The sequence below is a fragment of the Metallosphaera javensis (ex Hofmann et al. 2022) genome, from assembly GCF_022064045.1.
Classification (GTDB): Archaea; Thermoproteota; Thermoprotei_A; order Sulfolobales; family Sulfolobaceae; genus Metallosphaera; species Metallosphaera javensis.
The window spans coordinates 15,372-37,879 of sequence record NZ_JAKNCW010000006.1 but is presented as its reverse complement, the minus strand read 5'-3'; the positions used below and the strand labels follow the sequence as shown (position 1 = coordinate 37,879).

25 protein-coding genes are annotated in these 22,508 nt (G+C 49.0%); 8 read left to right on the top strand and 17 right to left on the bottom strand.

The window, feature by feature from the left end:
- Window positions 1–31: 31 nt before the first annotated feature.
- Genes L3N51_RS06160 through L3N51_RS06150 form a run of 3 tightly spaced genes read right to left on the bottom strand, consistent with a single transcriptional unit; the run spans window position 32 to window position 4,743 of the window.
- Entirely contained in the window at window positions 32–2,287 is a 2,256-nt protein-coding gene (locus tag L3N51_RS06160) for a xanthine dehydrogenase family protein molybdopterin-binding subunit (RefSeq protein WP_238026125.1), read from the bottom strand.
- On the bottom strand, window positions 2,284–3,480 hold the full coding sequence (locus L3N51_RS06155; RefSeq protein ID WP_238026124.1) for an acyl-CoA dehydrogenase family protein: 1,197 nt from the start codon (window positions 3,478–3,480) through the stop codon (window positions 2,284–2,286). Before L3N51_RS06155 ends, L3N51_RS06160 begins: the two co-directional genes overlap by 4 nt.
- Window positions 3,481–3,489: 9 nt before the next feature.
- A complete protein-coding gene (locus L3N51_RS06150; RefSeq protein WP_238026123.1) occupies window positions 3,490–4,743 on the bottom strand; it encodes an acetyl ornithine aminotransferase family protein in 1,254 nt (417 codons plus the stop codon).
- A gap of 221 nt (window positions 4,744–4,964) precedes the next feature.
- On the opposite strand from L3N51_RS06150, the gene L3N51_RS06145 reads away from it, so the two are divergent.
- The gene (locus L3N51_RS06145) at window positions 4,965–6,128 is read left to right on the top strand and encodes an acyl-CoA dehydrogenase family protein (RefSeq protein ID WP_238026122.1); all 1,164 of its coding nucleotides are present in this window, start codon (window positions 4,965–4,967) and stop codon (window positions 6,126–6,128) included.
- Here the strand turns inward: L3N51_RS06145 and L3N51_RS06140 are convergent.
- The 4 genes from L3N51_RS06140 to L3N51_RS06125 are packed head-to-tail and all read right to left on the bottom strand — an operon-like array spanning window position 6,118 to window position 8,012.
- Window positions 6,118–6,411 carry a winged helix-turn-helix domain-containing protein gene (locus tag L3N51_RS06140; protein ID WP_238026121.1) on the bottom strand — a complete coding sequence of 98 codons (294 nt, stop codon included), beginning with the start codon at window positions 6,409–6,411 and terminating at the stop codon, window positions 6,118–6,120. The two genes, L3N51_RS06145 and L3N51_RS06140, sit on opposite strands and share 11 nt — an antisense overlap.
- A complete protein-coding gene (locus tag L3N51_RS06135) occupies window positions 6,380–7,036 on the bottom strand; it encodes a hypothetical protein (RefSeq protein ID WP_238026120.1) in 657 nt (218 codons plus the stop codon). Before L3N51_RS06135 ends, L3N51_RS06140 begins: the two co-directional genes overlap by 32 nt.
- Window positions 7,033–7,605, bottom strand: coding sequence for a hypothetical protein (locus L3N51_RS06130; RefSeq protein ID WP_238026119.1), 573 nt, complete (start codon window positions 7,603–7,605; stop codon window positions 7,033–7,035). The genes L3N51_RS06135 and L3N51_RS06130 overlap by 4 nt, the downstream gene beginning before the upstream one ends.
- A 56-nt stretch (window positions 7,606–7,661) precedes the next feature.
- Window positions 7,662–8,012, bottom strand: a complete 351-nt coding sequence (locus L3N51_RS06125; protein ID WP_238026118.1) for a PaaI family thioesterase — start codon at window positions 8,010–8,012, stop codon at window positions 7,662–7,664.
- A gap of 90 nt (window positions 8,013–8,102) precedes the next feature.
- On the opposite strand from L3N51_RS06125, the gene L3N51_RS06120 reads away from it, so the two are divergent.
- The 6 genes from L3N51_RS06120 (at window position 8,103) to L3N51_RS06095 (ending at window position 14,328) form a co-directional block, all read left to right on the top strand.
- The gene (locus tag L3N51_RS06120; RefSeq protein ID WP_238026117.1) at window positions 8,103–9,173 is read left to right on the top strand and encodes an acyl-CoA dehydrogenase family protein; all 1,071 of its coding nucleotides are present in this window, start codon (window positions 8,103–8,105) and stop codon (window positions 9,171–9,173) included.
- Between the two features lie 100 nt (window positions 9,174–9,273).
- Window positions 9,274–10,392, top strand: a complete 1,119-nt coding sequence (locus L3N51_RS06115; protein WP_238026116.1) for a thiolase domain-containing protein — start codon at window positions 9,274–9,276, stop codon at window positions 10,390–10,392.
- 7 nt (window positions 10,393–10,399) lie between these two features.
- Window positions 10,400–11,575: a thiolase domain-containing protein gene (locus tag L3N51_RS06110; protein WP_238026115.1), complete on the top strand. Its 1,176-nt coding sequence runs from the start codon at window positions 10,400–10,402 to the stop codon at window positions 11,573–11,575.
- Window positions 11,576–11,584: 9 nt separating this feature from the next.
- A complete protein-coding gene (locus tag L3N51_RS06105; RefSeq protein WP_238026114.1) occupies window positions 11,585–12,082 on the top strand; it encodes a Zn-ribbon domain-containing OB-fold protein in 498 nt (165 codons plus the stop codon).
- Window positions 12,083–12,508, top strand: a complete 426-nt coding sequence (locus L3N51_RS06100; protein WP_238026113.1) for a Zn-ribbon domain-containing OB-fold protein — start codon at window positions 12,083–12,085, stop codon at window positions 12,506–12,508. It begins immediately after the preceding gene.
- The gene (locus L3N51_RS06095) at window positions 12,505–14,328 is read left to right on the top strand and encodes an AMP-binding protein (RefSeq protein WP_238026111.1); all 1,824 of its coding nucleotides are present in this window, start codon (window positions 12,505–12,507) and stop codon (window positions 14,326–14,328) included. The genes L3N51_RS06100 and L3N51_RS06095 overlap by 4 nt, the downstream gene beginning before the upstream one ends.
- A 4-nt stretch (window positions 14,329–14,332) precedes the next feature.
- On the opposite strand, the gene L3N51_RS06090 is transcribed toward L3N51_RS06095, so the two are convergent.
- Window positions 14,333–14,539 (bottom strand): CDGSH iron-sulfur domain-containing protein, encoded by a 207-nt coding sequence (locus tag L3N51_RS06090; RefSeq protein WP_238026110.1) that lies wholly within the window; start codon window positions 14,537–14,539, stop codon window positions 14,333–14,335.
- A gap of 113 nt (window positions 14,540–14,652) precedes the next feature.
- Here L3N51_RS06090 and L3N51_RS06085 point away from each other — a divergent pair, with 113 nt between their 5' ends.
- Window positions 14,653–14,940 (top strand): winged helix-turn-helix transcriptional regulator, encoded by a 288-nt coding sequence (locus L3N51_RS06085; protein ID WP_425597979.1) that lies wholly within the window; start codon window positions 14,653–14,655, stop codon window positions 14,938–14,940.
- On the opposite strand, the gene L3N51_RS06080 is transcribed toward L3N51_RS06085, so the two are convergent.
- The 9 genes from L3N51_RS06080 to L3N51_RS06040 all read right to left on the bottom strand — a co-directional run bounded on the left by L3N51_RS06080 (window position 14,937) and on the right by L3N51_RS06040 (window position 22,264).
- Window positions 14,937–15,365 (bottom strand): PaaI family thioesterase, encoded by a 429-nt coding sequence (locus L3N51_RS06080; RefSeq protein WP_238026107.1) that lies wholly within the window; start codon window positions 15,363–15,365, stop codon window positions 14,937–14,939. The genes L3N51_RS06085 and L3N51_RS06080 overlap by 4 nt on opposite strands.
- A 122-nt stretch (window positions 15,366–15,487) precedes the next feature.
- A complete protein-coding gene (locus L3N51_RS06075) occupies window positions 15,488–15,886 on the bottom strand; it encodes a DoxX family protein (protein ID WP_238026106.1) in 399 nt (132 codons plus the stop codon).
- 129 nt (window positions 15,887–16,015) lie between these two features.
- Entirely contained in the window at window positions 16,016–16,552 is a 537-nt protein-coding gene (locus L3N51_RS06070; protein ID WP_238026105.1) for a hypothetical protein, read from the bottom strand.
- Window positions 16,552–16,956 (bottom strand): hypothetical protein, encoded by a 405-nt coding sequence (locus L3N51_RS06065; protein WP_238026104.1) that lies wholly within the window; start codon window positions 16,954–16,956, stop codon window positions 16,552–16,554. Before L3N51_RS06065 ends, L3N51_RS06070 begins: the two co-directional genes overlap by 1 nt.
- A 67-nt stretch (window positions 16,957–17,023) precedes the next feature.
- On the bottom strand, window positions 17,024–17,410 hold the full coding sequence (locus L3N51_RS06060; protein ID WP_238026103.1) for a putative metallopeptidase: 387 nt from the start codon (window positions 17,408–17,410) through the stop codon (window positions 17,024–17,026).
- Between the two features lie 43 nt (window positions 17,411–17,453).
- Window positions 17,454–17,822 (bottom strand): hypothetical protein, encoded by a 369-nt coding sequence (locus tag L3N51_RS06055; protein ID WP_238026102.1) that lies wholly within the window; start codon window positions 17,820–17,822, stop codon window positions 17,454–17,456.
- Window positions 17,823–17,891: 69 nt separating this feature from the next.
- Window positions 17,892–19,076, bottom strand: coding sequence for an MFS transporter (locus L3N51_RS06050; protein WP_238026101.1), 1,185 nt, complete (start codon window positions 19,074–19,076; stop codon window positions 17,892–17,894).
- Between the two features lie 76 nt (window positions 19,077–19,152).
- Window positions 19,153–21,333, bottom strand: a complete 2,181-nt coding sequence (locus L3N51_RS06045; RefSeq protein WP_238026100.1) for a tRNA(Met) cytidine acetyltransferase TmcA — start codon at window positions 21,331–21,333, stop codon at window positions 19,153–19,155.
- Window positions 21,317–22,264 carry a 2-hydroxyacid dehydrogenase gene (locus tag L3N51_RS06040; RefSeq protein WP_238026098.1) on the bottom strand — a complete coding sequence of 316 codons (948 nt, stop codon included), beginning with the start codon at window positions 22,262–22,264 and terminating at the stop codon, window positions 21,317–21,319. Before L3N51_RS06040 ends, L3N51_RS06045 begins: the two co-directional genes overlap by 17 nt.
- Window positions 22,265–22,508 lie beyond the last annotated feature (244 nt).

Sequence of the window (22,508 nt, the reverse complement as noted above, 5' to 3'; positions counted from 1 at the left end):
ATCTCCTAAACTGCTTAAACCTGGGAGAAAACTAAATTGCTTTAACCACACTTTTCTCTAGCTGTTCAAGGACGAACTCTGGCGTTATGGGGACCTCCACCCGGCTTAAAGTGATACCCAAGGCATCCTCTAGAGCGTTAACGAGGACGGCATAGGGGACGGTGGCTCCGCCCTCAGCCACACCCTTGGTTCCCAGGGGCGTAAATGGGGATGGTGAGATCAGATGCTTGATATCCATCCTAGGTATTTCAAGGGCTGTGGGCATCCAGTAATCTGCCAGGTTGGTCTGCTGTGGAATTCCTGAGACGTATCTTATGACCTCAAGGAGAGAAGCCCCTATTCCCATTGCGGTGCCACCCATGAGCTGGCCGTCCACTATAAGGGGGTTGATTATGTTACCGCTATCGCTTACCACAACGTATTTCTTGATCTTGATGAAACCGGTCTCTGGATCAACTTCTATGATTGCACCATGGGCGTTAACCCCATAGGTTGAGGAGAAGTTAACCCTCCTGCTCTCGTCCGCAACGTTGACGTTTGGCGAGTTGAACACCTCTGTAGCCTCTATTCCCATATCATCAAGGGGCGAATGATACCTGTTATAGACCAGGTTAGCTACTTCCTCCACTGGAAAACTTTTGTTGCCCACCCTTACCATCCCATCCTTGATCTCCACCCTATCCACCTCAACATTGAGCACCTGGGCCACAAGCTCCCTGATTCTTTCCCTGAGCTTGATTGAGGCCTTATACACTGCACTTATGGCAACCACCGAGAACCTGCTACCATAGAATCCGGTTCCTGGGGGCCCTGAGGTATCTCCCAGGACTACCCTTATCTTATCCATTGATATTCCCAGAACGTGGGAAACAACCTGGGCCACTGAGGTTTCATGACCTGTTCCCATGGAGTTCGTGCTCAATGAAACCGTGACGTCTCCCCCGCTGTCCATCTTGATGTAAACTCCCTCATAATAGGGCGTTCTCGCCTTCTTCACCACCAGGGTCTGAAAGGCCAGGGAGGAACCCGGTTCCAGGGCGAAGGCCACGCCCATACCAGTGAGACCTGGCCCCTTCTCTCCAAGGGCTTCCCTCAAGACCTCCAGGGATTTCACGTAATCTCCACTGTCATAAATTGCCCCCGTGATTGTGGTATGAGGTAAAGTCTTGATGAAGTTCTGCCTCCTGATCTCCCACTGGGTAGTCTTCTCCTTTCTGGACACGGAGCTGACCATGTTTTCCAAGACTAACACTGCGGGTGGAATACCGAGACCCCTGTAAGGCCCCGTAGGAGGCATGTTGGTCAGCACTCCCTTAACGTTGAACTTGAGATATTGAATGTTGTAAGCCCCTGTGAGGTGATATATCTGCCTCAGGATTGGAAGAGGCTGATAGGTGTGCATGTAGGCACCGAAATTTTCCAAGAGATCTACTTCCATTCCAAGGATTTCCCCTTCTCTGTACATGATCTTAGCATGATACTCCCTGTCTGGGCCCTGAACTGCGGACATGACGTGCTCCGTTCTGGTCTCAATGTATTTCACGGGTCTTCCTGTGATCATGGAGGCCATGGTAGCCAGGACGAGAGGCTTCAGGAAAATCTTGCCCCCGAATCCTCCACCTGAATCCGGAACAATTATCCTTATCCTACTCCGAGGTATCTGAAAAACTATACTTAGAGCAGTTCTAAATACCTGTGGAACCTGAGTGTTAGCGTAAACCGTGAGGCTTCCTTCCACGGGTGAGTAATCGGCTATAACCCCGTTGGTCTCGAGTGGCATTGGGGAAATCCTGTTAACGCGAAAGGTCTTCTCCAAGGTCTTGAAGGAAGAGGGTTGCCTTCCGTACTCAAAGGAATCCTGATACACCAGGTTTGAACCCAGCTCCTGGTGGACTAAGTTAGAGCCGTTGAGAGCTTCACGTGCGCTCTCCACTGGTGGGAGGGGGTCGTACTCTACCTCAACTCTCTCCTTCAAATCCTCAACCTCATACCTGTCCCTTCCCGTCACCAGTGCAATGGGCTCGCCAACGTATCTGGCCTCGTCCACAGCAAGGGGAAATTCCCTGGGCGCTGATTCGTAAAAGAAATTGGGCATCGGGTTAGTTTTCAGATCCGCCTGAGTTATGACCCCTACTCCATTACCGTGAACCCGAAATCTTGCCCTTGGATATGGAGATCTTATCACTCCTAGGAAGAGTTCACCTGGTAGGTGAATGTCGTCTATGAACCTTCCTCTTCCGGAGATCAGCCTTGGATCCTCTAACCTCCTCACGGGCTTACCTATCATACGTTTAGCCCCATGAACTTCCTGTAGAAGTGTCTAGCCGCGGAGACCCTTTGAATGTCGTTAGTCCCCTCATAGGTCTTAAGGATCTGTATATCCCTTAACATCCTCTCAAGGCCGGTGGAGGTGGTGACCCCATATCCACCGTGGACAGTCATGGTCCTCAATACTATCCTCTCAGCAGCCTCTGTGGCGAAGAACTTGGCCAGAGAGGCGGCCATGATGTACTCGTTCTCCATTCCCCTCTTGAACAAGGATCCGGCCCAGTAAACCAGGAGCCTCGATGTGGTGAGGTCCGCCATGGACTCCGAAACCTTTTGTTGGACCATCTGAAACGATGCTATGCTCTGCCCAAAGCTCTTTCTATCCACGGAGTATCTAACCATCCTTTCCAGGGCAGCTTGGCCTATCCCTAGCGCCTGAGCGGCAACTATGGTTCTGGCGTAATCGAAGGACGAGACAGCATACTTGAATCCCTGCCCAACCTCCCCAACCACGTTCTCCTCCGGAACCTTCACCTCGTTAAAGGATATCTCCGTGGTGTGAGATGCCTTTAGCCCAGTCGTGTCTATCCTTCCCTCAACCTTGAAGCCCGGAAAGTCCTTCTCCACAACGAACATGGTGATTCCCTTCCATCTCTGCTCGGATGGAGGGGAAGTCCTAGCGGTAACAATGATATAATCTGCAAGGTCTCCGCTGGTGATGAATATCTTCTTCCCTGTTAGAATGTAACCTCCATCAATCTTCTTTGCAACGGACGTCATTCCGGCTACATCTGTGCCCGCTCCGGGTTCTGTGTTGGCAAAGGCTGCTATTTTCTCTCCACTTGCCACAGGAGGCACATATCTTTCCTTGATTTCCTTGCTACCAAACCTGAGTAGAGCGCTGGTGAACATCCAATTTATCAGGAAGAATGTGGAGAGTGAGGGCCAGACCCTGCTGATCTCTTCCGTGGTAACTAGAAGAGAGAGATAATCACCACCTGCTCCTCCGTACTCCTGGGGCACATCCAATCCGTTAAGTCCCAGCTCCTTTATCCTCTCCCTAACCTCTCCAAGGTCTCCCTTCCTTTCCCCCTCTTCAACCTTATTCCTTACCTCCCTCTCCAGGAAATCCCTTATTGTGGTGCGCAAAAGTTCATGATCTTGATCCAAGTCTATCTTGAAGTCCTCGAGGCCCTTGAACGGGAACACCAACTACATCACCTACAATCTGTCTAGCTCCTCCCTTATTATAGAGCTACCTCTTTTAGCCAGCTCTTCCTCTATAACGAGAGGAGGAAGTAATCTCACCACCGATTCACCTGCACCTATGGCCAGAACGCCCCTCTCAAAGGACCTCCTTAACACATTTTCCAGTCCCTCCTCATATGGTTCCCCATCCTTTCTCAGATCCACCCCTATCATGAGACCCATGCCCCTGATCTCCTCCACGTACCTGGACCTAGATGAGCTCAGAATATCCGTGATTATCTTCCCCTGCGCATTTACCCTCTCCAGAAGTCTGGGGACTTCCTCAAGCACGACCTCCGCTGCGGCCAGGGCAAGCGCGTTTCCTCCAAAGGTGTTGGCATGTGATCCCCTCGGAAGGTCCATGATCTCGCTCTTACCCACAACTGCCCCTAGGGGTAACCCTCCTCCCAATGCCTTCGCCAGACATACCAGGTCGGGCTCCACGCCGAAATGCTCAAAGGCAAACATCTTGCCGGTTCTGCCTATTCCCGTCTGCACCTCATCCAAGATGAGGAGAATCCCATGTTTCCTAGCTATTCTCTGAAGACCCTGGAGGAACTCCCTAGGGGGGACTACAACTCCTCCCTCTCCCTGGATGGGCTCCAGAAGGAAACCTGCCACGTCGTTGGGATCAACGATCTTTTTGAGGACCCAATCCTCAATGTAATCCAAGATGGCGCTGGCGCAGTCCTCCCGACAGAGCGGGTTGTGTCTATCGGGATAAGGAACTAGGAGGGTTGAGGGTAATAGGGGAGAGAACGAGGACCTTTGAACGGCTTTGCTGGAGGTAAAGGACATGGAGCCGAAGGTTCTCCCATGAAAAGAATTGGTGAATCCAATTACGTACTGCCTCCTCGTGTGACCCCTGGCTATCTTCAGGCTCGCCTCAACGCTCTCTGTCCCGCTGTTGGTGTAAAACACCTTACCCTGAAACCCCACCAGGGATACCAGCTTTCGAGCTACCCTGACTGCCAGATCGTAATAGAAGTCCGTCAGGCTGTAATGGAAGAACTTGTTCATTTGCTCCTGAACCGCATGCACAATCTTCTCGTTCCCATGCCCGAGCGCCATAACCCCTATCCCGGCATTCATGTCTATGTACTCCTTTCCGTCAACATCATAGACCAGGGATCCCTTGGCTCGTTCAATCACTAGGGGATACCATCTACTGAATGATTGCATTAAATACCTTGAATCTTCCTCTATTATTCTTGAAGCCGTGCTCATGAATATATATTTGTCATTATCGATATAAATCTGCTCGTTTAAAATTGCATCTGATTCAGTTTAACATATTAATCAGAAAAGTAATTAGAAAATCCTTTCGGAGAACGCTCTTCGTATAGTCTGACCATGTCGAATAATAAGACTACAACCTCGATTTAAAACATTTTTGAAACATCTGAATCATCACGATACTTTTATAACTTTCTGAATAATATAATTATATGGACTTCTCTTTCTCAGAGGAAGAATCACTGTTTCGAGAAAACTTGAGGAATTTCCTCCAGAGGGAACTTAGGCCACTTGTCGGAAAGATCGACCGGGAGGGGATCCCGAGAGAGTTCGTCAAGAAGGCGTCGTCTCTAGGAATATGGGCCATGACGGCGTCTCAGGACGTGGGAGGTCAGGGGGCAGGATTCCTTCTGTCCACTATAGCTGCAGAGGAGATAGCCAGGGCTGACTTCAGCATGGCCACTGCGGTTTATTTCCTTCTGGAGAGCGGTTGGGGATACGTGCTGGACAGATACGGTTCCAAGAGTTTGAGGGAAGCCGTTCTTCCCAGGGTGACCTCAGGGGATTGGTTCCTCGGGGTAGCCTCAACGGAACCCTCCGGAGGAAGCGACGTTGCTGGGATAAAGACCCTTGCAACTAGAAAGGATGGAAGGTTCGTGTTGAACGGACAGAAGATCTACATAAGCGGTGTCCTAGAGGCCTATAACTGGGGTGGAGGACATCTTACCCTGGCCAAGACTAGTCCTGAGGCAGGTCACAGGGGAATATCCATGTTTTTTGTCCCCACTTCTACGCAGGGCATAGAGGTGTCAAAGATAGAGAATATGGGAAGGATGGGAATTTCCACTGGGATAATGAGGTATGTCAACGCGGAGATCCCTGAGGGAAACCTTGTGGGCGAGTTGAACAGGGGCTTCTACTACGCCATGGATGGGTTTAACCACGCAAGAGTGCTGGTTGCCGGGGCCTGCATAGGTGCAGCTGAGGCAATCCTCGAGATGGGACTAGAGTACGTTAAGCAGAGAGAGGTTTTCTCGACCAAGCTCAAGGATTTCGAGGCCATAGCCTTCGAGGCCGCTGAACTTAAAACTAGGCTAGAGATGGCGAAGCTTCTCAACTACAAGGCAGCCTGGATGATGGACAGGGAACCCAACTCTGACGAGACTGCAATGCTAGCAGCCATGAGCAAACTCACGGCCCCGCAGGTGGCCTTCGACATAACGAAGGCCGTGATGATGTGGATGGGCGCTTATGGCTACTCCAAGGATGCGATGGTGGAGATGGGATTCAGGGGCATAGTCTCTTACCTAGTAGGGGCGGAGGGAGCCATGAATGTGATGAAGCTGATCATATCAAGGAGGCTGTTCAAGGATTAGTGTAACGTCTAAACCTTATTTTCCCCACATACTTGAGGATCCAGTCCACTATTGCGTCGTAACTCTTTAGGCCCTCCTCTGTCAGGATAACCTCCCCCTCCTCGTTTACCCTGATGAGGTTCCTCCTCTCCATCCATTCGAGGTAAACGAGCAACCTGTCGTAAGCTAGACCGGTGTCCCTGGCAAGGGGAGTCCTCTTGGTGGGACCATTCTTCTTCAGCACCTCTATTATCCTTGCGATGACGTAGAGGTCAGGCCTGAGGTCCCCGTTCTTGGAACTCAATCTCTAACCACCTAAGGTCCCATAGCAGGTCGCCAAGAATTAGCGAACCTAGGATAATATTCTTCCAGGTATACCACGCAATGTAACCCGTTAGGATAGCTGAGAGCGCTCCAGCAACTGGAATGGTAAAGGTTGTGAGGAAGGGAAACCCTATTCCCAATAGAAGGATAATGACGCTAAGCACCCCCGTTATGACGAGCCACGCCAGTATCACGAAAAGCACAACTCCAATTGCTAGTAACAACCTGCCTAGGAAAATCCTCTTCCTCAACTCTGACCAGTCGGTTCCCTCCAGGAATTGCAATGCTTCTGATACAGAAGTGAAACTGTGTACCTTCTTCCGCTTGACGTTGGACCTATGTTTGAAATAGAAGAGGGCCATTCCAAGTGCGAGGCCGGGTAAAACGCCTATAATGAGGAAACTGGAGTAGGGAGTTATCAACACGAAAGATGATGACTCTAGCGACTCCACAATGTAAAGAATTGTGAAACCTATCAGGGAAATTATCACCCCAATAGGAATCAATATGGTACTTTTGGCGTCCTCCAGAATTAGATTGATATCCTCAAGTAAGTTTGCCAGCCTGGATACCTTATCTAGAAGTTCCTTACTTCTGTCGCTCATGCGTAACCCACCCCTTCTACCTGAACCAGTGCCGTTCCGTTTACCAGAAGGTAGAATACCACTCCGCTGGGCATTGCAGTGACAAGCCCTTGGGAGGGTAGGTGAGATGTTAAGCCCTCCTGGTAGCTAAAGTAGTTGGGAATTACATAAAATGCGACCGGGTCACTGTAGTTCGAGCGATAACTGATGGTGATTGTGGGGAGACCATGGCCTCCATATCCGAAGCCCTCAGTGTCACCAAGGGGAACTCCCTCACCATAGGGTAATTCCACCCTGAACGAGATAGCTGGTCTCATGGAGTTGAGCACCACGATGGAACCGTTGGGCAAATATACCTGCACTGAACTGTTGACGTAGCTGGTAGACGACCCGTTGAATATGGGTATTAGATTCACGCTGACGTTCAGAAACGCAATGTACTGTGATACCTTCATCACAATGATGGCTTCGCTACTCTCCTGTTCGGTGGGAAAGTAAGCCCAGCTGAACCTATGCACCGTGCCTGCGAAGGAGGCCAGTACGAAGAAAACCAGAACTAGGATCACCAGAATGACTACGAGTCTGTTCATGAGATAACCTTCTCATACCCTTTAAAATACAGAACTCATTCCCAGTGAATGAAAATTTACAACACACTGTACGACAGTGCAGTGGCGATGGCTACGACCTTCCCCTGGGAGTTCGTAACCCTAATCCTGTACACTGAAGTGGTTTTTCCAAGCGACTCAGGCCACGCCTCGGCAACCAGTTTCTCCCCTGGACTCACTGGTCTCCTGTAATTCACCTCCACGTTAAGTGCAACAGCCCTCCTCCCCTGGTTACTTATCGCTTCGAAGGCAGAGTCAATCAACGCAAATATTACTGCCCCGTGCACGGTGCCGTGTACGTTTACCTGATTCTCCTCCGTGATCATGGACATTCTCACGTACCCCTCCCTTTCCTCTTCCTTCCTTATACCCAGTAGCTCTGGAAACATGGGAGACACAGTTCAATCCATTATAAAACGTTACTTACCCCATCAACTCGCAAAATACATGTTTAAATATCTTCAGATCTATAATTATCAATGGACGAGCTTCTCGTTTCCACAGTTTCAGACTTTGCCAGAAGGGAGATCCTGAGGGTAGCGGACAGGATTGACAGGGATGACCTTTACCCCCGGGAACTGATCCTGAAGATGGGAGAACTGGGGATTCTGGATCCCCTTCATTACGGCGCGGAGTTACTAGACTCTATGATCTGTCTGGAGGAGATAGCCAAGGTGAGCGGTTCGGTCGCGCTCCTACAGGACGTTCAGGGAGAGCTGGTGAACGCGCCCCTGAGAAAGTATGGTAGGGACCAAGATCTAACGGAGGAACTGGCCAGGGGTAAGACCCTAGGCTCATTCGCCCTAAGTGAACCATGCTGTGGGTCAGATACCTCCTCCATGAGATCAGTAGCTAGGAAGGTGAACGGAACGTGGAGGATAGACGGTGAGAAAATGTGGATCACGCAGGGACTTTACGCAAACGTGTTTCTAGTTGCAGCCAGAAATGACGAGGGGAAGATATCCGCCTACCTCGTGAGGGACACCCAGTGCGTGGAAAGGGAGAAGATCGAGGTCCAGGGTAACAGGGGAACAGGGACGGCTAAAATAAGGATGAACGATTGCGAGGGTGAGCTCGTGGGAGGATGGGAGGTTGTGAAATACGCTCTTTCCGTGGGCAGAATAGCTATCTCTGCGATATCCCTGGGACTTGCTTTGGGAGCTGTTGAGGAGGCCTACAACTGGGCTAAGGAAAGGCAGGCCTTCGGAAAGAGGCTCACTGAACATGAGGGAATAGCCTGGATGTTCTCAGACTCCATTGCGGAGCTTGAGTCCGCGAGGGCACTCCTCGAGGTTACATGTAATGCCTTCACTAGGGACTGGAGAAAGGCAGAACCCCTTATCTCGTCACTGAAGCTTGTTTCCTCAGGGATCGCCAACAGGGTTGTGGACAGGATGGTTCAGGTGATGGGAGGAATGGGATACGCAAAGCTAACGAGAGTTGAGCGAGCCTACAGGGACGTGAGGCTGACCAGAATAGGAGAGGGTACAGATGAGGTTCAGAGGATGATTCTCTCAAGGCACGTGGAGGAGCTTATACATGAGCTTTAATCTAGTTATAATTTTTTAAATCTTATTAAGTGTACTTTTATAGACTTGTGAAAATAAGTAGATTTTATATAGGATTTTAACATAATTATCATGTGAGATAGTGGAGAACGTGGGTATTGTGGGAATTGGTTGGTACGGGTTCTCCACTAATGTCCACGACCTCTCGTTTAGGGAGATGATGTTTGAGGCTGCTCAGAGGGCATTTTATGATGCTGGAGGGATGAACCCAAGGGAACAGGTTGACGCTTTCATATCATGCCAGGAGGATTTCTGGGAAGGAATATCCATTTCAGACGAGTTCGCCCCAGACCCAGTGGGAGGATCCATGAGGCCAACAATGACGGTGGCCGGGGATGGACTCCAAGGGCTAGCACACGGGTTCATGTTGATTAACTCAGGGGTTGCGGACGTTGTAGTGGTTGAATCCCATGCCAAACCAAGCGATATCCTGACCTTCCCTGAGATCGTGGAGTTAGCCATGGATCCCGTCTACGTTAGGGAGGCTAAGATTCCTAACTATCACTTCATAGCGGAGTTGGATGCCACGAAGTTCATGCACAGAACCGGTGTGACTAGGGAGGACCTAGCGGAGGTGGTAATAAAGAACAGGGCCAGCGGCCTAAAAACAGGGAGAGCCCCACACGCGTCAATGCTGTCAAAGGAAGATGTCCTCTCTCAGGAGATGATTGTTTACCCCCTGACCCGCGTGGACGTCGCCCGTCCCGTGGATGGGGCCATAGTGGTTGTTCTTGCCTCGGAGACCTTTGCGAGGAAGTTCAATGATACGCCAATCTGGATCACGGGAATAGGATTCTCTACTGACAATTCCAACTTGGAACTGGCCAAGCTGGGCGATGCCTTCTATCTCAGGAAGGCGTCTGAACTGGCCTTTGGTATGACCAAGCTGGAGTCTCCCCTAAAGGTCAACGGAATGTTCGTTGACGACAGGTACAGCTACAAGGAACTGCAACACGTAGAGGCCCTTGGAGTTAACAACGTGGCGGAGAAGCTGAGGGAAGGATATTTCCATGAGGGGAGTTATCTACCGGTTAACCCTAAGGGAGGCCATCTGGCCAAGGGTTATCCCCTGGAGGCGTCAGGACTTTCCCTTGTCCTTGACGCTGTAGAGTACATGAGAGAGGGGGTCAGTTCAGCGGTGGTAGCGAGCTGGAGAGGGATACCTACCTTCACGGGAGGAGTGGCGGTATTGCAGAGGTGACGCAAGAATGAAAACTAACCTGAAGTTCAGAAGGGTCGCGGCCATAGGTGCCGGAATGACTCCCTTCAGAAGAAGAATGTTGGAAACACCCCAGGAACTAGCGTGGGAGGCCTCAAGGAAGGCCCTTGACGAGGCAGGTCTAGAGTTAAGGGATATAGACTGCGTGGTAATAGGGAGCGCACCAGATGCCTTCGATGGGGTCCACATGAAGGGTGAATACCTAGCTCACGGCGCTGGAGGAGTGATGAAACCGGCGAGTAGGGTCTACGTTGGAGGAGCAACCGGGGTCATGACGGCAATATCTGGGTGGTATCACGTGGCCAGCGGGATGTGCAAGAAGGTCCTTGCTGTGGCAGAGGAGAAGATGAGCCCGGGTAGACCTCATCCCCAGGCAGTTTTCAGGTATATCTGGGACCCCATCACGGAGAAACCGCTGAACCCAAACCTCATCTGGATCTTCGCCATGGAAATGCACAGGTACATGTTCGTGAATAAGATAAGCAAGGAGGAGATCGCTCTGGTCTCGGTGAAGAACAAGAGAAACGCTGCGAATAATCCCTATGCTCAGCTAGGTGGGGAAATCACTGTGGATGATGTGCTGAGAAGCGAGGTTCTGGTGTGGCCGGTACAACTTCTCGACGTGAGTCCAGTAAGTGATGGGGCAGCTGCGATGGTTTTCGTGGACGGTGACATTGCGAGGAGATACACAGATACGCCCATATGGGTTGAGGGAGTGGGATGGACTCTTGACAACACCTCATGGCCCAATAGGGAACTGGCCTACCCAAGGTATCTTGAGAACGCCGCTAGGATGGCCTACAGAATGGCGGGGATAGAGAGACCGCAGAGAGAGATAGACGTTGTGGAACCTTACGACCCCTTTGATTATAAGGAACTTCATCACCTTGAGGGGCTCATGTTGGCAAGAAAGGGCGAAGCACCACTGCTCCTGAAGGAAGGGTTCTTCGATAGGGATGGAGACATACCCAGCAGTCCCTCCGGTGGGCTTCTGGGAGTTGGAAATCCCATAGCGGCCGCAGGGTTGATGAAAGTCATAAGCATATACTGGCAACTCAAGGGAACTGCGGGAAAGATGCAGGTGAAGAGACCCGTTCACACGGGTGTGGCTCAAGCGTGGGGTGATCTGATGCAGGCCTCCACGGTCATAGTTATGAGGAATTGAGGTGAGATCATGGTGCATCCTTTGAAGGAGGAGGAATTGAAGGAACACTTCACCGTCACGTACAGGCCACAGGCCAAGTACTCCTACACAGCAGGGCAGGCCCTCAGTACTTTCCTCAGGGGTTTGAGGGAGGGGAAGATACTTGGAAGGAAGTGCCCCAGGTGCGGAAGGGTATACGTACCGCCCAGGCTGTACTGCGAGGATTGCTTCTATCCCACTTCCCAGTGGGTGGAGGTGAAGGATGAGGGAATTGTTATGACCGCCGTAGCCAGCTTCATATCGTGGACCAGGGACAGGCTTGAGGAGCCCGAGATAGTGGGAACCATCAGGCTTTTCCCTTCATCCCCAAGGGATTACGTGTACCCCGGGCTGTTTCACAGAATCTGCTGTTCCTATGATGACGTAAAGAGCATGAGGATCATGGGAAAAACAGTGAGGGCCAGATGGAAACCTGTGGAGAAGAGGGAGGGAAGCATAGAGGACATAGAGTGCTTTGAGGTGGTATGAATGTCGTGGGATAAGCATGGGAAAGAGGATGAGCTCCTCACGTGGAAGGACGTTATGGAAGTTGAGAGGTATGTCTACACGGTGGGACCAGACGGCGAGGCTTTCCTCAGGGGTTTGAGGGAGGGGAAGATACTTGGAAGGAAGTGCCCCAGGTGCGGAAGGGTATACGTACCGCCCAGGCTGTACTGCGAGTATTGCTTCCTGGAGAACGGAGAGTATGTGGAAGTTAAGGAGCCGTATCTGGACAGCTTCACGACAATATACTTCGATAACAGGGAAAAGAGGCTGGATGAACCCATCACAGTGGGCCTGGTTAGGTTCAAGGAAGCGACCGGGGGTCTTCTGGCGATTGTTCAGGGCATTCCGGAGATAGGGAAAAAGGTTGAAATCCTAGAGTACAGCATTCCCCTCAGGGTAAGAGCTTGACATGGAAGCCTAACGCTGAATGGAAAGATGAAAGTAATATAGGAAAATGGATGACCGAGAGGAGCCAATCCCTAGAGCAATTTCAGGAGTCCACCTGGAAGGAACCTGAGTTTTGGTCCGCATTTCTGAAAAGAATAGGAGTGGAGTTCAGGAAAAGCCCAGAGAAGGTACTGGACCTATCTCGAGGAAAGGAATGGCCCAGGTGGTTTGTTGGGGGAAAGCTGAACGTTACTGACCAGTTAAGGGATTCTCCGGATCCCATTGTCTCGTCCATGAACGAGGAAGGGGAAGTTAAGGAGTTCACCCACTCTCAGACCCTTAGCTGGGCAAAATCCATATCCAGCTGGCTAAGAAAGGAGGGATTGTCACCTGGTGACAGGGTAGCGGTTTACATGCCCATGACAGCCGAGATAGTTCCCGTAATGCTGGGGATAGCAAGGGCCGGGATGGTGATAGTTCCCCTCTTCTCAGGCTACGGCGAGGAACCAATCCGAGTCAGAATGGAAGATAGCGGAGCCAAGGCAATCTTCACTGTGGATAGATATGCGAGAAAGGGGAAGTTTATAGAACCCACCAGGAACCTGGAGAGACTTGATGTGATTAAGGTTGCACTAAAGACCTCAGCTGAGCTCAAGGATTATCATGACCTCAGGGAAGTAGTGAAGGAAGGGGGAGACGGTTATGAGGAAACAGAGGCTGAGAGTCCCCTGATGATCATCTACACCTCAGGTACCACCGGGCGACCAAAGGGCTGCGTTCATGTACACGGTGGCTTTCCGGTCAAGGCCTCGGCAGATATGTATTTCCATTTTGACGTAAGAAGGAGTGAGAGAGTTTCCTGGATTTCAGATATGGGATGGATGATGGGGCCATGGCTTGTGTTTGGGTCCCTGATGCTTGGGGGGAGGATTGCCCTTCTGGACGGTTACGCAACTCCTGAGATCATGGAGAGTTTCGTGGATACCTTGAAGGTAAAGGTCCTAGGTCTATCGGCCAGTTTGATCAGGAGCCTCAAGTCCTCTAAGCCCTCCATGAAACTTAACGTGAGGGTTGTGGGAAACACTGGCGAGCCCATAGATCCAGAGAGCTGGAAATGGATAGCCCAAGCCACACAATCTCCGGTGATCAATTACTCCGGTGGTACGGAGATCTCAGGTGGCATACTGGGCAATTACGTGATCAAGGAAATGAAGCCGTCCTCCTTCAATGGACAATCGCCTGGAATAAGGGCTGAGATCTTCGACGAGAGCGGTAAACCTACGGGACCAAACGAGGAAGGGGAACTAGTGGTGTTAAGTGTTTGGCCAGGGATGACCAGAGGATTCTGGAGGGATCCAGATAGGTACATCTCCACCTACTGGTCCAGATGGAAGGGCGTCTGGGTTCATGGGGATCTGGCTCTTAGGGATGAGGATGGATACTTCTACATAGTGGGAAGGAGCGACGATACCATAAAGGTCTCTGGGAAGAGAATAGGCCCTGGAGAGATAGAGGCGGTCCTCAATGCCCATCAGGCGGTAGTGGAGAGCGCGTGCGTTGGGTTACCAGACCCAGTTAAGGGAGAAAAGATAGTATGTCTAGCTGTGCCCAAGGAGATGAAAGAAAGTCTAGAGGAAGAACTGTTAAGATACCTCGAGGACAAACTGGGAAAGGCCATAGCACCCTCAGCAGTGAAACTGGTGCCTGAATTGCCAAAGACCAGAAACGCCAAGATAATGAGAAGGCTCATAAGGAACACAATACTGAACAGGGACCTGGGAGATACGTCCTCCCTGGAAAACCCCCACTCGCTAGAGCTAATAAAAAAGATTCTTTCTTAGCCTTTTACATGTATAGCGGGTTTACCTTCACCCTGCTGTTCCCATCGTACACATATATGTCGCCGGGGTTCTCGTCCTGCGTTTTCTTATGGGACCCGTCGCAGAAGGGTTTGTTATTGGAGAGACCGCACGCGCATATCCACAAGGTCTCCCCACTGTTCGTCTTAACTTGGTATGGGGAATTCCTGTCGTGCCTTACAAGTCTAGCCATTTTATTTCCTAAAGCAGATTTAGATCATAAATTATATAAGAGTGAGGTTACTTCATGTAAATCAGATGGCATCAATTTCACGTGATGAACAAAACAAAGCTACGTGTCCCATCGTGGAGACAATCAAGATCATAGGGACAGAGGCTAGGCTACTGGTACTGAGGTATCTCTTTGATGGACCGAAGGGGTTCAATCAACTCCTGAGGGAAACTGGGCTGAGCTCAAAGACCCTATCCTCCACCCTCAAGTTCATGGAGGAGGCTGGTATAGTGGAGAGGAGAATAGTGGATACTAGACCCTTCAAGGTGGAGTATGCTCTGACCAGCAAGGGTAAGGAACTAGAAAGTATTTTCAAGTTGATGGGACAATGGGGAGAGAAGTGGGTATTGAATAAAAATTAACTTTTTGTGACCTTCCTTCCCCTAATAATATACCACGTTCCTAAGGCCTTAGCGCCTAGTTTTCCCTCGTTGTCCATGAACTCTATATCAACGACCACCGCTGTGTAACCCTTTCTCAGGATTCTTGCATGGCATTGAAAGGGACCCTTATGCATGGGTTCAAGGAAGTTCACCTTAAGCTCCTGTGTCACCTGATCGTCACCGTCATTTACACTTGCCACCACTATTCCTCCAGTGAAATCCATGATGGTCATGATCATACCCCCGTTCAGCACGCCTCCCCTTCTAGTTATTTCGTACTTGTAAGGAACCTCCACCACCGCTTCTCCCTGCCCCAGATGTATGATCTTAGCCTCTAGCATTCTGAACACAGGATCTCCTTCCTCAAGGTAGAGTTGTAGTTCATTAAGTGACTGGAACCTCATGCCATGAAATGTTATTATCTTGCTATAAATTCTTTACATTCTCTACGTCTTTTTAAAAAGGATCAGAAAAGTTTGAAGATATGATCTCCAGACCATCTGAAAAATAACTATCTTTTAAATTCCTACAGCTGTGGGCCAGGCAGTAAAGATATGGGGCCGGGACCTAGGAGGAGAAGTAGGAGAGCACCAGCCAGGAACAGGATGTCCAGGTCGTATCCAGGATTAGTTATGGATGGTAGCGGTTTCTTCATTTTTGCTACGCTCACTATGGTAGTTCCCAGAAAGAACAGCGCCAATACAAAGTCCACCAACACGTATATGGTGCCCAGGATTACTAGCAAACCTCCCGCTAGCTCAATTATCAGTGAAAGGTCCACAAACGCACCGGGAATTCCTATTTGCTTCATCATTTCCTTGACCTGCTTATTCATGGAAATTTTTGGGAAAGAGTGGGGTATCAATGCTACCCCATAGAGTAGCCTGAATACAAGGATGCCTATGGAACCTATCAGGTCACTCATTTGCTTCACCTTTTAATCTAACTTTACTTTTTACAGTATATAAATTAGCACGTAAAGTGAAAGAAATGAGATTACCCGGACGATAGTAAGTTACTTTCAAATCAAAAGGATACAATAAAGTAAATAAAACTAGGGCTGTCTTGCCCTTCCTCTTGATGACCTGATCTCCCATCTGGAAAACGGATAGAGGACAGCGGTTCCCAGGGCAAACCAGTAAACAGGTGTGGGATAGCTAACCACCTCAGCAACAATCTGATCTCCCTTATAAGTTGAGGTAAAGGTCTCGGTTCCCCAGATAAAGAATGGATACTGTATGGGGACTCCCAAGAGTTGAGGGATGAACTTGAAGAGAACGTAAATCAGGATGGGATCCAGAACATAGAGTACGGGAAACCAGAACATTGTGGAGTATATCTTTGGATTACCCCTCATTGACTGAAACGCGTATCCTATTGCCAATATGAATACGTAAAGCCTGAAGGCGGTAAGGAGGAAAGTTATAACGTCCGAGAGAATTAACCTAGTGCCCATGAAGTAAATCAGTGCCTGAAAGGGAGAATCCTCGATGGTAACTATTCCTCCTACGCTATAATACCACCAGGGGAAGGGTATAATGGAAACTACTGCCACGAGAAGGTAGTAAATGGTAGTAATTTTGAACTGCATTATATGTTCACTCCCTGCGTGAAGTTGAAGGTACCAATTCCCAAGTAAAGAGTGATATTCTCCTGCCTCGCCTGTGCCAGTGCATAGAAGGCTTTGGGGTTAGTTATTATCAGCGTGAAATTGCCTTGACCCATAGGCGGTACACGTATGGGATTTTTCAGATAGATGTACTCCCCACTTACGTTATAAACGTACATGGAAACGTTGAACGGGTTACTCAGTGAGAGAGTTATGTTATGTTGAGTACTGGAGACGCTCCTGATCTTAACTTGGCTTAATGAATCTTTCAACTGAAAAACTTGATTTATACCGCTGATTACCATGGACTTTACGTTGAGCAGAACAACAAAGGCAACAAGGAATGCTATGGCTATGAGCGTGGCGGAGAGTTTCACCGCGTCCATGAATCGATTACCTTATAATTTTAAAGTACAAGAGATATATAAATTAAATGGAATTTCTATTGAATAATTAGGGGTTGCTAGCTCTACAGACGTCGGTGGGTAGGTTTACCCTCCTAAGGAGTGCTCTTATCCTCCTGAAACCCGAGTAACTGTGGTTCCTCAGGCCTCCTGTCATTTTTGAGGGAATATGCATGAGCTCGTGGATCACCACATAGGCCTTATCCTCACAGGACAATCTGTCGAACCTCTCAGATATCACCTCTATTACGTAAAGTTTATCCGTATCCAGAACGTACCTCCATTGACTTGGTAGAGAAAACGTTCTTGCGTAAGCCCTGGATCTGGACCCGTAGCTCCTTATGAATTCAATTTTCTGCAAGTCTAGTCCAATACCTAAGCTGTCATTAAGAAATGATGCCATAAACCTTACGTCGCCAGCTACTGAAAATCTCAACTCGTCATAAACTTGTTCGGATGCTTTTACCTTTAACGATCCATTAAACGACCTTCTGAACCCTTTTACCGTTATACTTGAATATTAGCTCATGCTCTCTCTTTATTTTCCTATCAGAAACCACTATGAGGAGGCTCCTGCCCAGCTCCTTCTTCAGGGTAATGACGCTCTGTAGATCAAGGACGTCCTTTTTCTCTGATAGTTTCTTCAGGTTCTCGGTAAGAGAGGTGACGGACTCTGGATCGGAAATGGAAAACACGTGGGTATTGTTAAATTCCACGATGCTGTCATCGTCCATTATGAAAATGACGTCCGCTATTCCAAATACCCTCAGGATTCTGGATACAAACCTGGCAATGGACCTGCTCCTCACGTTGCTGTTTAGGTCAATGGCTATTAACGGCCTTAACATGGGCTTCTACAAGCCTTGTTATTTATATAACTTTTCCAAGTTCAGCATGACATTTACTCTTAAACAGTGTTAACTTGATCGTATCTGCCCTGTAAGAATATCATCATTCCAGAACCTGAGGAAGAAGAAGACACTGGTTATGACCACAGGTACCGAGAGTAGCCCAAAGGTGAGAGACAGTCCAATGAACTGAGACAGGTATCCGACCACGCTGGGAACCGCTATGAACAGGAAGTTATTGTAGGCCAGGAAGTAGGAATTAACGGCATTTCTTTCCTCCTTGGAGGTGGCCCTCTGAATCATGATGGTAGACATGGGGAAGACTGACCCGTGGGGAATGCCGAGCAAGGCCATAACAAGGAGAAACACACCGTACGTGGGCGACAGGAGGGTCCCAGCAAGGGTAAAGACGGTAATCAGGATAGATATTAACATTGGGATTCTTAATGAGTTGAATGGTCTTATGGTCATGTATAACCTAGTCAGGAATGACATTGTGAAGAAGGGGATATAGGTGGAGTAGGCCAGGTCTCCCGGAACGTGAAACCTGTCCACTGCAAGTATGGTTAAGAACGCCGTTATGGCGGCAAAAGGAACGTTATAGGTTGTTATTGCCAGCACGGAGGAGATAAATCCCTTGTTCTTCAGGGCCCTTGATCCCCTCACTTCCTTCTTGGTGTCTGGGAACTTGACGGTCCATGCTAGGGCAAAGGCTACAGCAGAAATTGGAAGGAACGCCAGGAAAACGTAGTTATAGGAAAACCTGCTCAGGATGAAGCTCTCGTAAGCTGGTCCAAGAATCAGGCTAACGCTGAGGCTGGTGGAGTAGAGGGCCAGTAACCTCTCAGCCGTCCTTCTATCGTTAACTAGGGACGCTGCAGTGATGAGGTTAGGCATCACCAGTCCAAAGGCAAGACCTATTAGAGCGGAAATTACCCATATGGTGAGACTTGTCGCAAAGAAATATGTGGGTAAAAGGAGCAAAATCGCCAAGTTAGATAGAATGAACACCTTACGCCTGAGCGACGAGTTCAGGCTGGGATTTACATAGGACGTAGCAATGAACGTAGTCGCGAACATCACAGCTGTAATAACTCCAACTAACGTGTTTGAGAAACCTAGAAGATACTTAGATAGGGGGCCAACGGTAGTGGTGACCATGTTATTTGTAGACCTCGCAGCTATGGTCATTAAGGAAAGGGTAAGTGCAGTATATGCAAAGGATGATTCTCTCCTCAACTTGATCTGCATCATTATTGGCTTGGCTTAAAAAACTTGACATAAGATTAAACTTTTTAATAGAGATATATGAATAATGTAACAATAGTTGCTATAACAACTGATATTTTTCTAGAATTAATCTAACTGTCTCCTTGAGTTTACGTTCCACCTGAGAGCTTGTCATGCCCAAGGATATTCCAGCGTGATACCAGCTCCTTCCCTGATATGTCCTCGAAACTAATGTGGCCAGGGAAACGTCGTCTAAGTCAAATGCTAGTTCCTTAAAGTACTTCTCCCCCAGCAGATGAACAGCTTCAGCGACCGAGTTGTAGGGAAGGATACCCTCCAGGTATGCCCTTAGCTTCTTTAGGTAGGGATCGGGGATCTTCACGGCAGAGATTGGAGGTGCTAGCTTAAGCAATAGGACAAGGATTCTTGGATCCATATTAAAGTAGACTTGATGTGTTGTCCGGAGTAACTTGTCCTTGAGTAGTCTGGCAACTTGATGAGCGATTTCCCTGGCTCTAGAGGAGAAGGGTTTCATAACTATAACCGAATATCCACCAAGGCTTTCGTTTTTCTTCGTGGAAACGTGAAGCGGAATGTAACCGTTCTTTGCCCAGAACTTGATAACGTTGTAGTTTGCGAGAAAGGAGGAACCCATCCAATCAACTCCCTCTCTCACAGCCCTTTCTTCAATCTCTCTGAGGAGCTGAGAACCTATTCCCCTGCCCTGAAGCGAGGGAGCGACCGCTATGCGCATCACCCTCCAACCGCGTAACTCCCCTAACTCAAACATCCTCGAGTACTTAATCAGCCTCTGGGGGATTAGATGACCTAAGTTCTCCTCTCCCTGGGCTATGGATTGAATGGCATCAGGGGAGAGTCCTCCTTCCTCAACGATCTGGGCCACACCAACGTCACTTTCTGCCACAAATAATCTCTGAAACGCCATATCCCCGAGCATCATGAGATCGTCAGGAGTGTTCCTGTAGTGAGCTGTAACTAAGATCCCGTATACTGAGGCCAGCTTTTTCTCGTCCTCGAAAAGGTATTTCACATCCATCTCAACTATCCTGTTCATGTAGTGGCCCTCATTGGCCTCGGCATTAAGCAGAAACGTGTCGTTCAGAAATCTCTCCACTGGGTCTCCCTTGCTGTACCTGATGGGAAAGTCCAGTTTAAGCCTCTGAATGTCATGTTCTCCAGTGTAACTCTCAAACATCTTAAGGAATATTTTCCCTGAACCCTCATACCCGTGAACTGTGGTAACAAGGGCTACCTTATCCCATCTCCTCAAAATATAATCAGTGAACTCCCTACCCAGCGCGGCCGCCTCATCCACAACCAGAATGTCCCCGTGTTGATCCTTTGCTAGATCTGGAGGGAGCCATCTTATTCTGCTCTCCCCAGTCTCAAGGGACAGAACTTTGCCGTCCCTGGAAATCACCCTCCTGAACTTCTTTCCAAGGGCTTTCAAGGAGAGTTCGGAAAATCTCATCACTTCTGCACCTGACCAGTAGGTTGGGGATGTGACAGTGATGGAGAGAGGATATCTGCTCTGGGAGATTAGGAGAGGCAAAGCTAAACCCACTGAAGCGCTCTTACCCCTGCCTCTTGGTGCCGTCACTACCAAGAGTTTCTTACCGTCCTCCAGGAGGAAATCGATCTCGTCTAACACCTTGACCTGATCATCAGTTCTGCAGAGTTTGGCAAGCCGGGGATACTTACCTCCTCTGGTCCTTTTGGGCTTACTTACCTCGGAGCTTGAATAGGGCCTCACCACGAGTTTGCCCTCCCTCCAGTACAGGATGCCCCTATGGGAGAGCAACTTACGCCTTAGCCTTTCCTCGAACAGATTGTTAACCTTCCCATCCCTAGCTAGTGTGGACTTGTACAGCTTTCCCTCTTCCAGGTTATTGGTGTAAATTATGATAAGTCCGCCTCCCCTCACGGTTTCAATAGCCCTCGCCACATATGACGGTCTGAAGTCGTCCACCGCGTCAATTATGGAAAGATCGAATGTACTTCCCAGAAATCTCTCGGAGGAGGAATAATCAATATCCGTCACGGAGGTAAGGAGCGACTTAACCCAGCCCAGTCTTTCCTTGCTTCCCTGAATCCACGGATGGAAGTAATATCCCACGGATGGGTTCTTCTCTACCTTGAGATATTCGTTGATGAAGTGAAGGAGAGGTTCTCTATAATCCCCCTCTATGAAGACTAAGTTCCTGTAATTGCCAGTGATGGCGTCCCTAAATATCCCCTGAAGGTCATAATCTGACTTCATAAAGTGGGCTCTCTCCCTTAAGGCAGTTGATCAGATTTTTCACGGCTACTTCTGCCATCCTTTCCCTGGTCTCCCTTGTGGCACTTCCCAGATGGGGAGTCAGAACCACATTGGGAAACTTAATCAGGGGGTTATCAGAACCAATGGGTTCCCTTTCAAAGACGTCCAGAGCTGCACCGGCAATTTTACTCTCAGACAGCACTTTCACAAGGTCATCTTCTTTGACCACAGGTCCCCTAGAGGCGTTGATGAGGTAAGCAGTACTCTTCATCTTGGTTAACCTGGAGTAATCCAGCATGTGATAGGTTTCAGGATTAAGGTCAACTGTAACCACCAGAAAGTCCGATTCCGCCAAAAGGGTATCCAGGTCCACAAACTCGGCATCTACGTCGTGGGGTCTCCTGCTGTGATATATCACTCTCATATTGAACCCCTTGGCTCTGTTCAGAACCGCCCTTCCTATTCTTCCCATTCCCAGGATTCCCAAGGTACTATGGCTAACTTCTTTTCCTAACATGAACTCCGGATACCAGGGGAGATTCCATTGACCTGACCTGATTAACCTGTCTCCCTCTACAATCCTCCTAGCTACGGCCAGTAAGAGGCCGAATATCAGATCCGCCGTGGCGTCTGTCAGGACGTCGGGAGTGTTCGTCACCCTTATTCCCTTACTGATGGCATATTTCACATCAATGTGGTCAAAACCCACGCTGTATGTACTTATCACCTTGAGGTTCTTTCCGGCATCTATGACCTCCCTGTCCACCTTTTCAGTCAAGGTTACCAGCAACCCGTCCTTGTCCTTAACTCTGGAAAGTATCCATGACCGAGGTGGAGGGTCTCTCTCCTCCCAGATCTCCACCTCAGCCTCCTTCTTAAGATGGTCTATCCATGGTCCAGGCAACTTCCTTGTAACCAGTACCCTGTACACATGGAAAGATGAAACTGAGACAATTTAACTACAGCTGATTTTAGTTTGCGGAGTTTATTGCAATTAGTCCTTATATTATCTACTCTTAAATTGAAAGAAAACTCGCTACACTGCTTAACAGAACCCCACTTAGTACAGCTAACTAATTGCATGGCTTTCACTGGCTCGTCAAGGCGATCCCTCATACGCTCTTCTGTCAGCACTAATCTGAGTGTTAGCAGGCAGATATGATGCTGGAGTACGT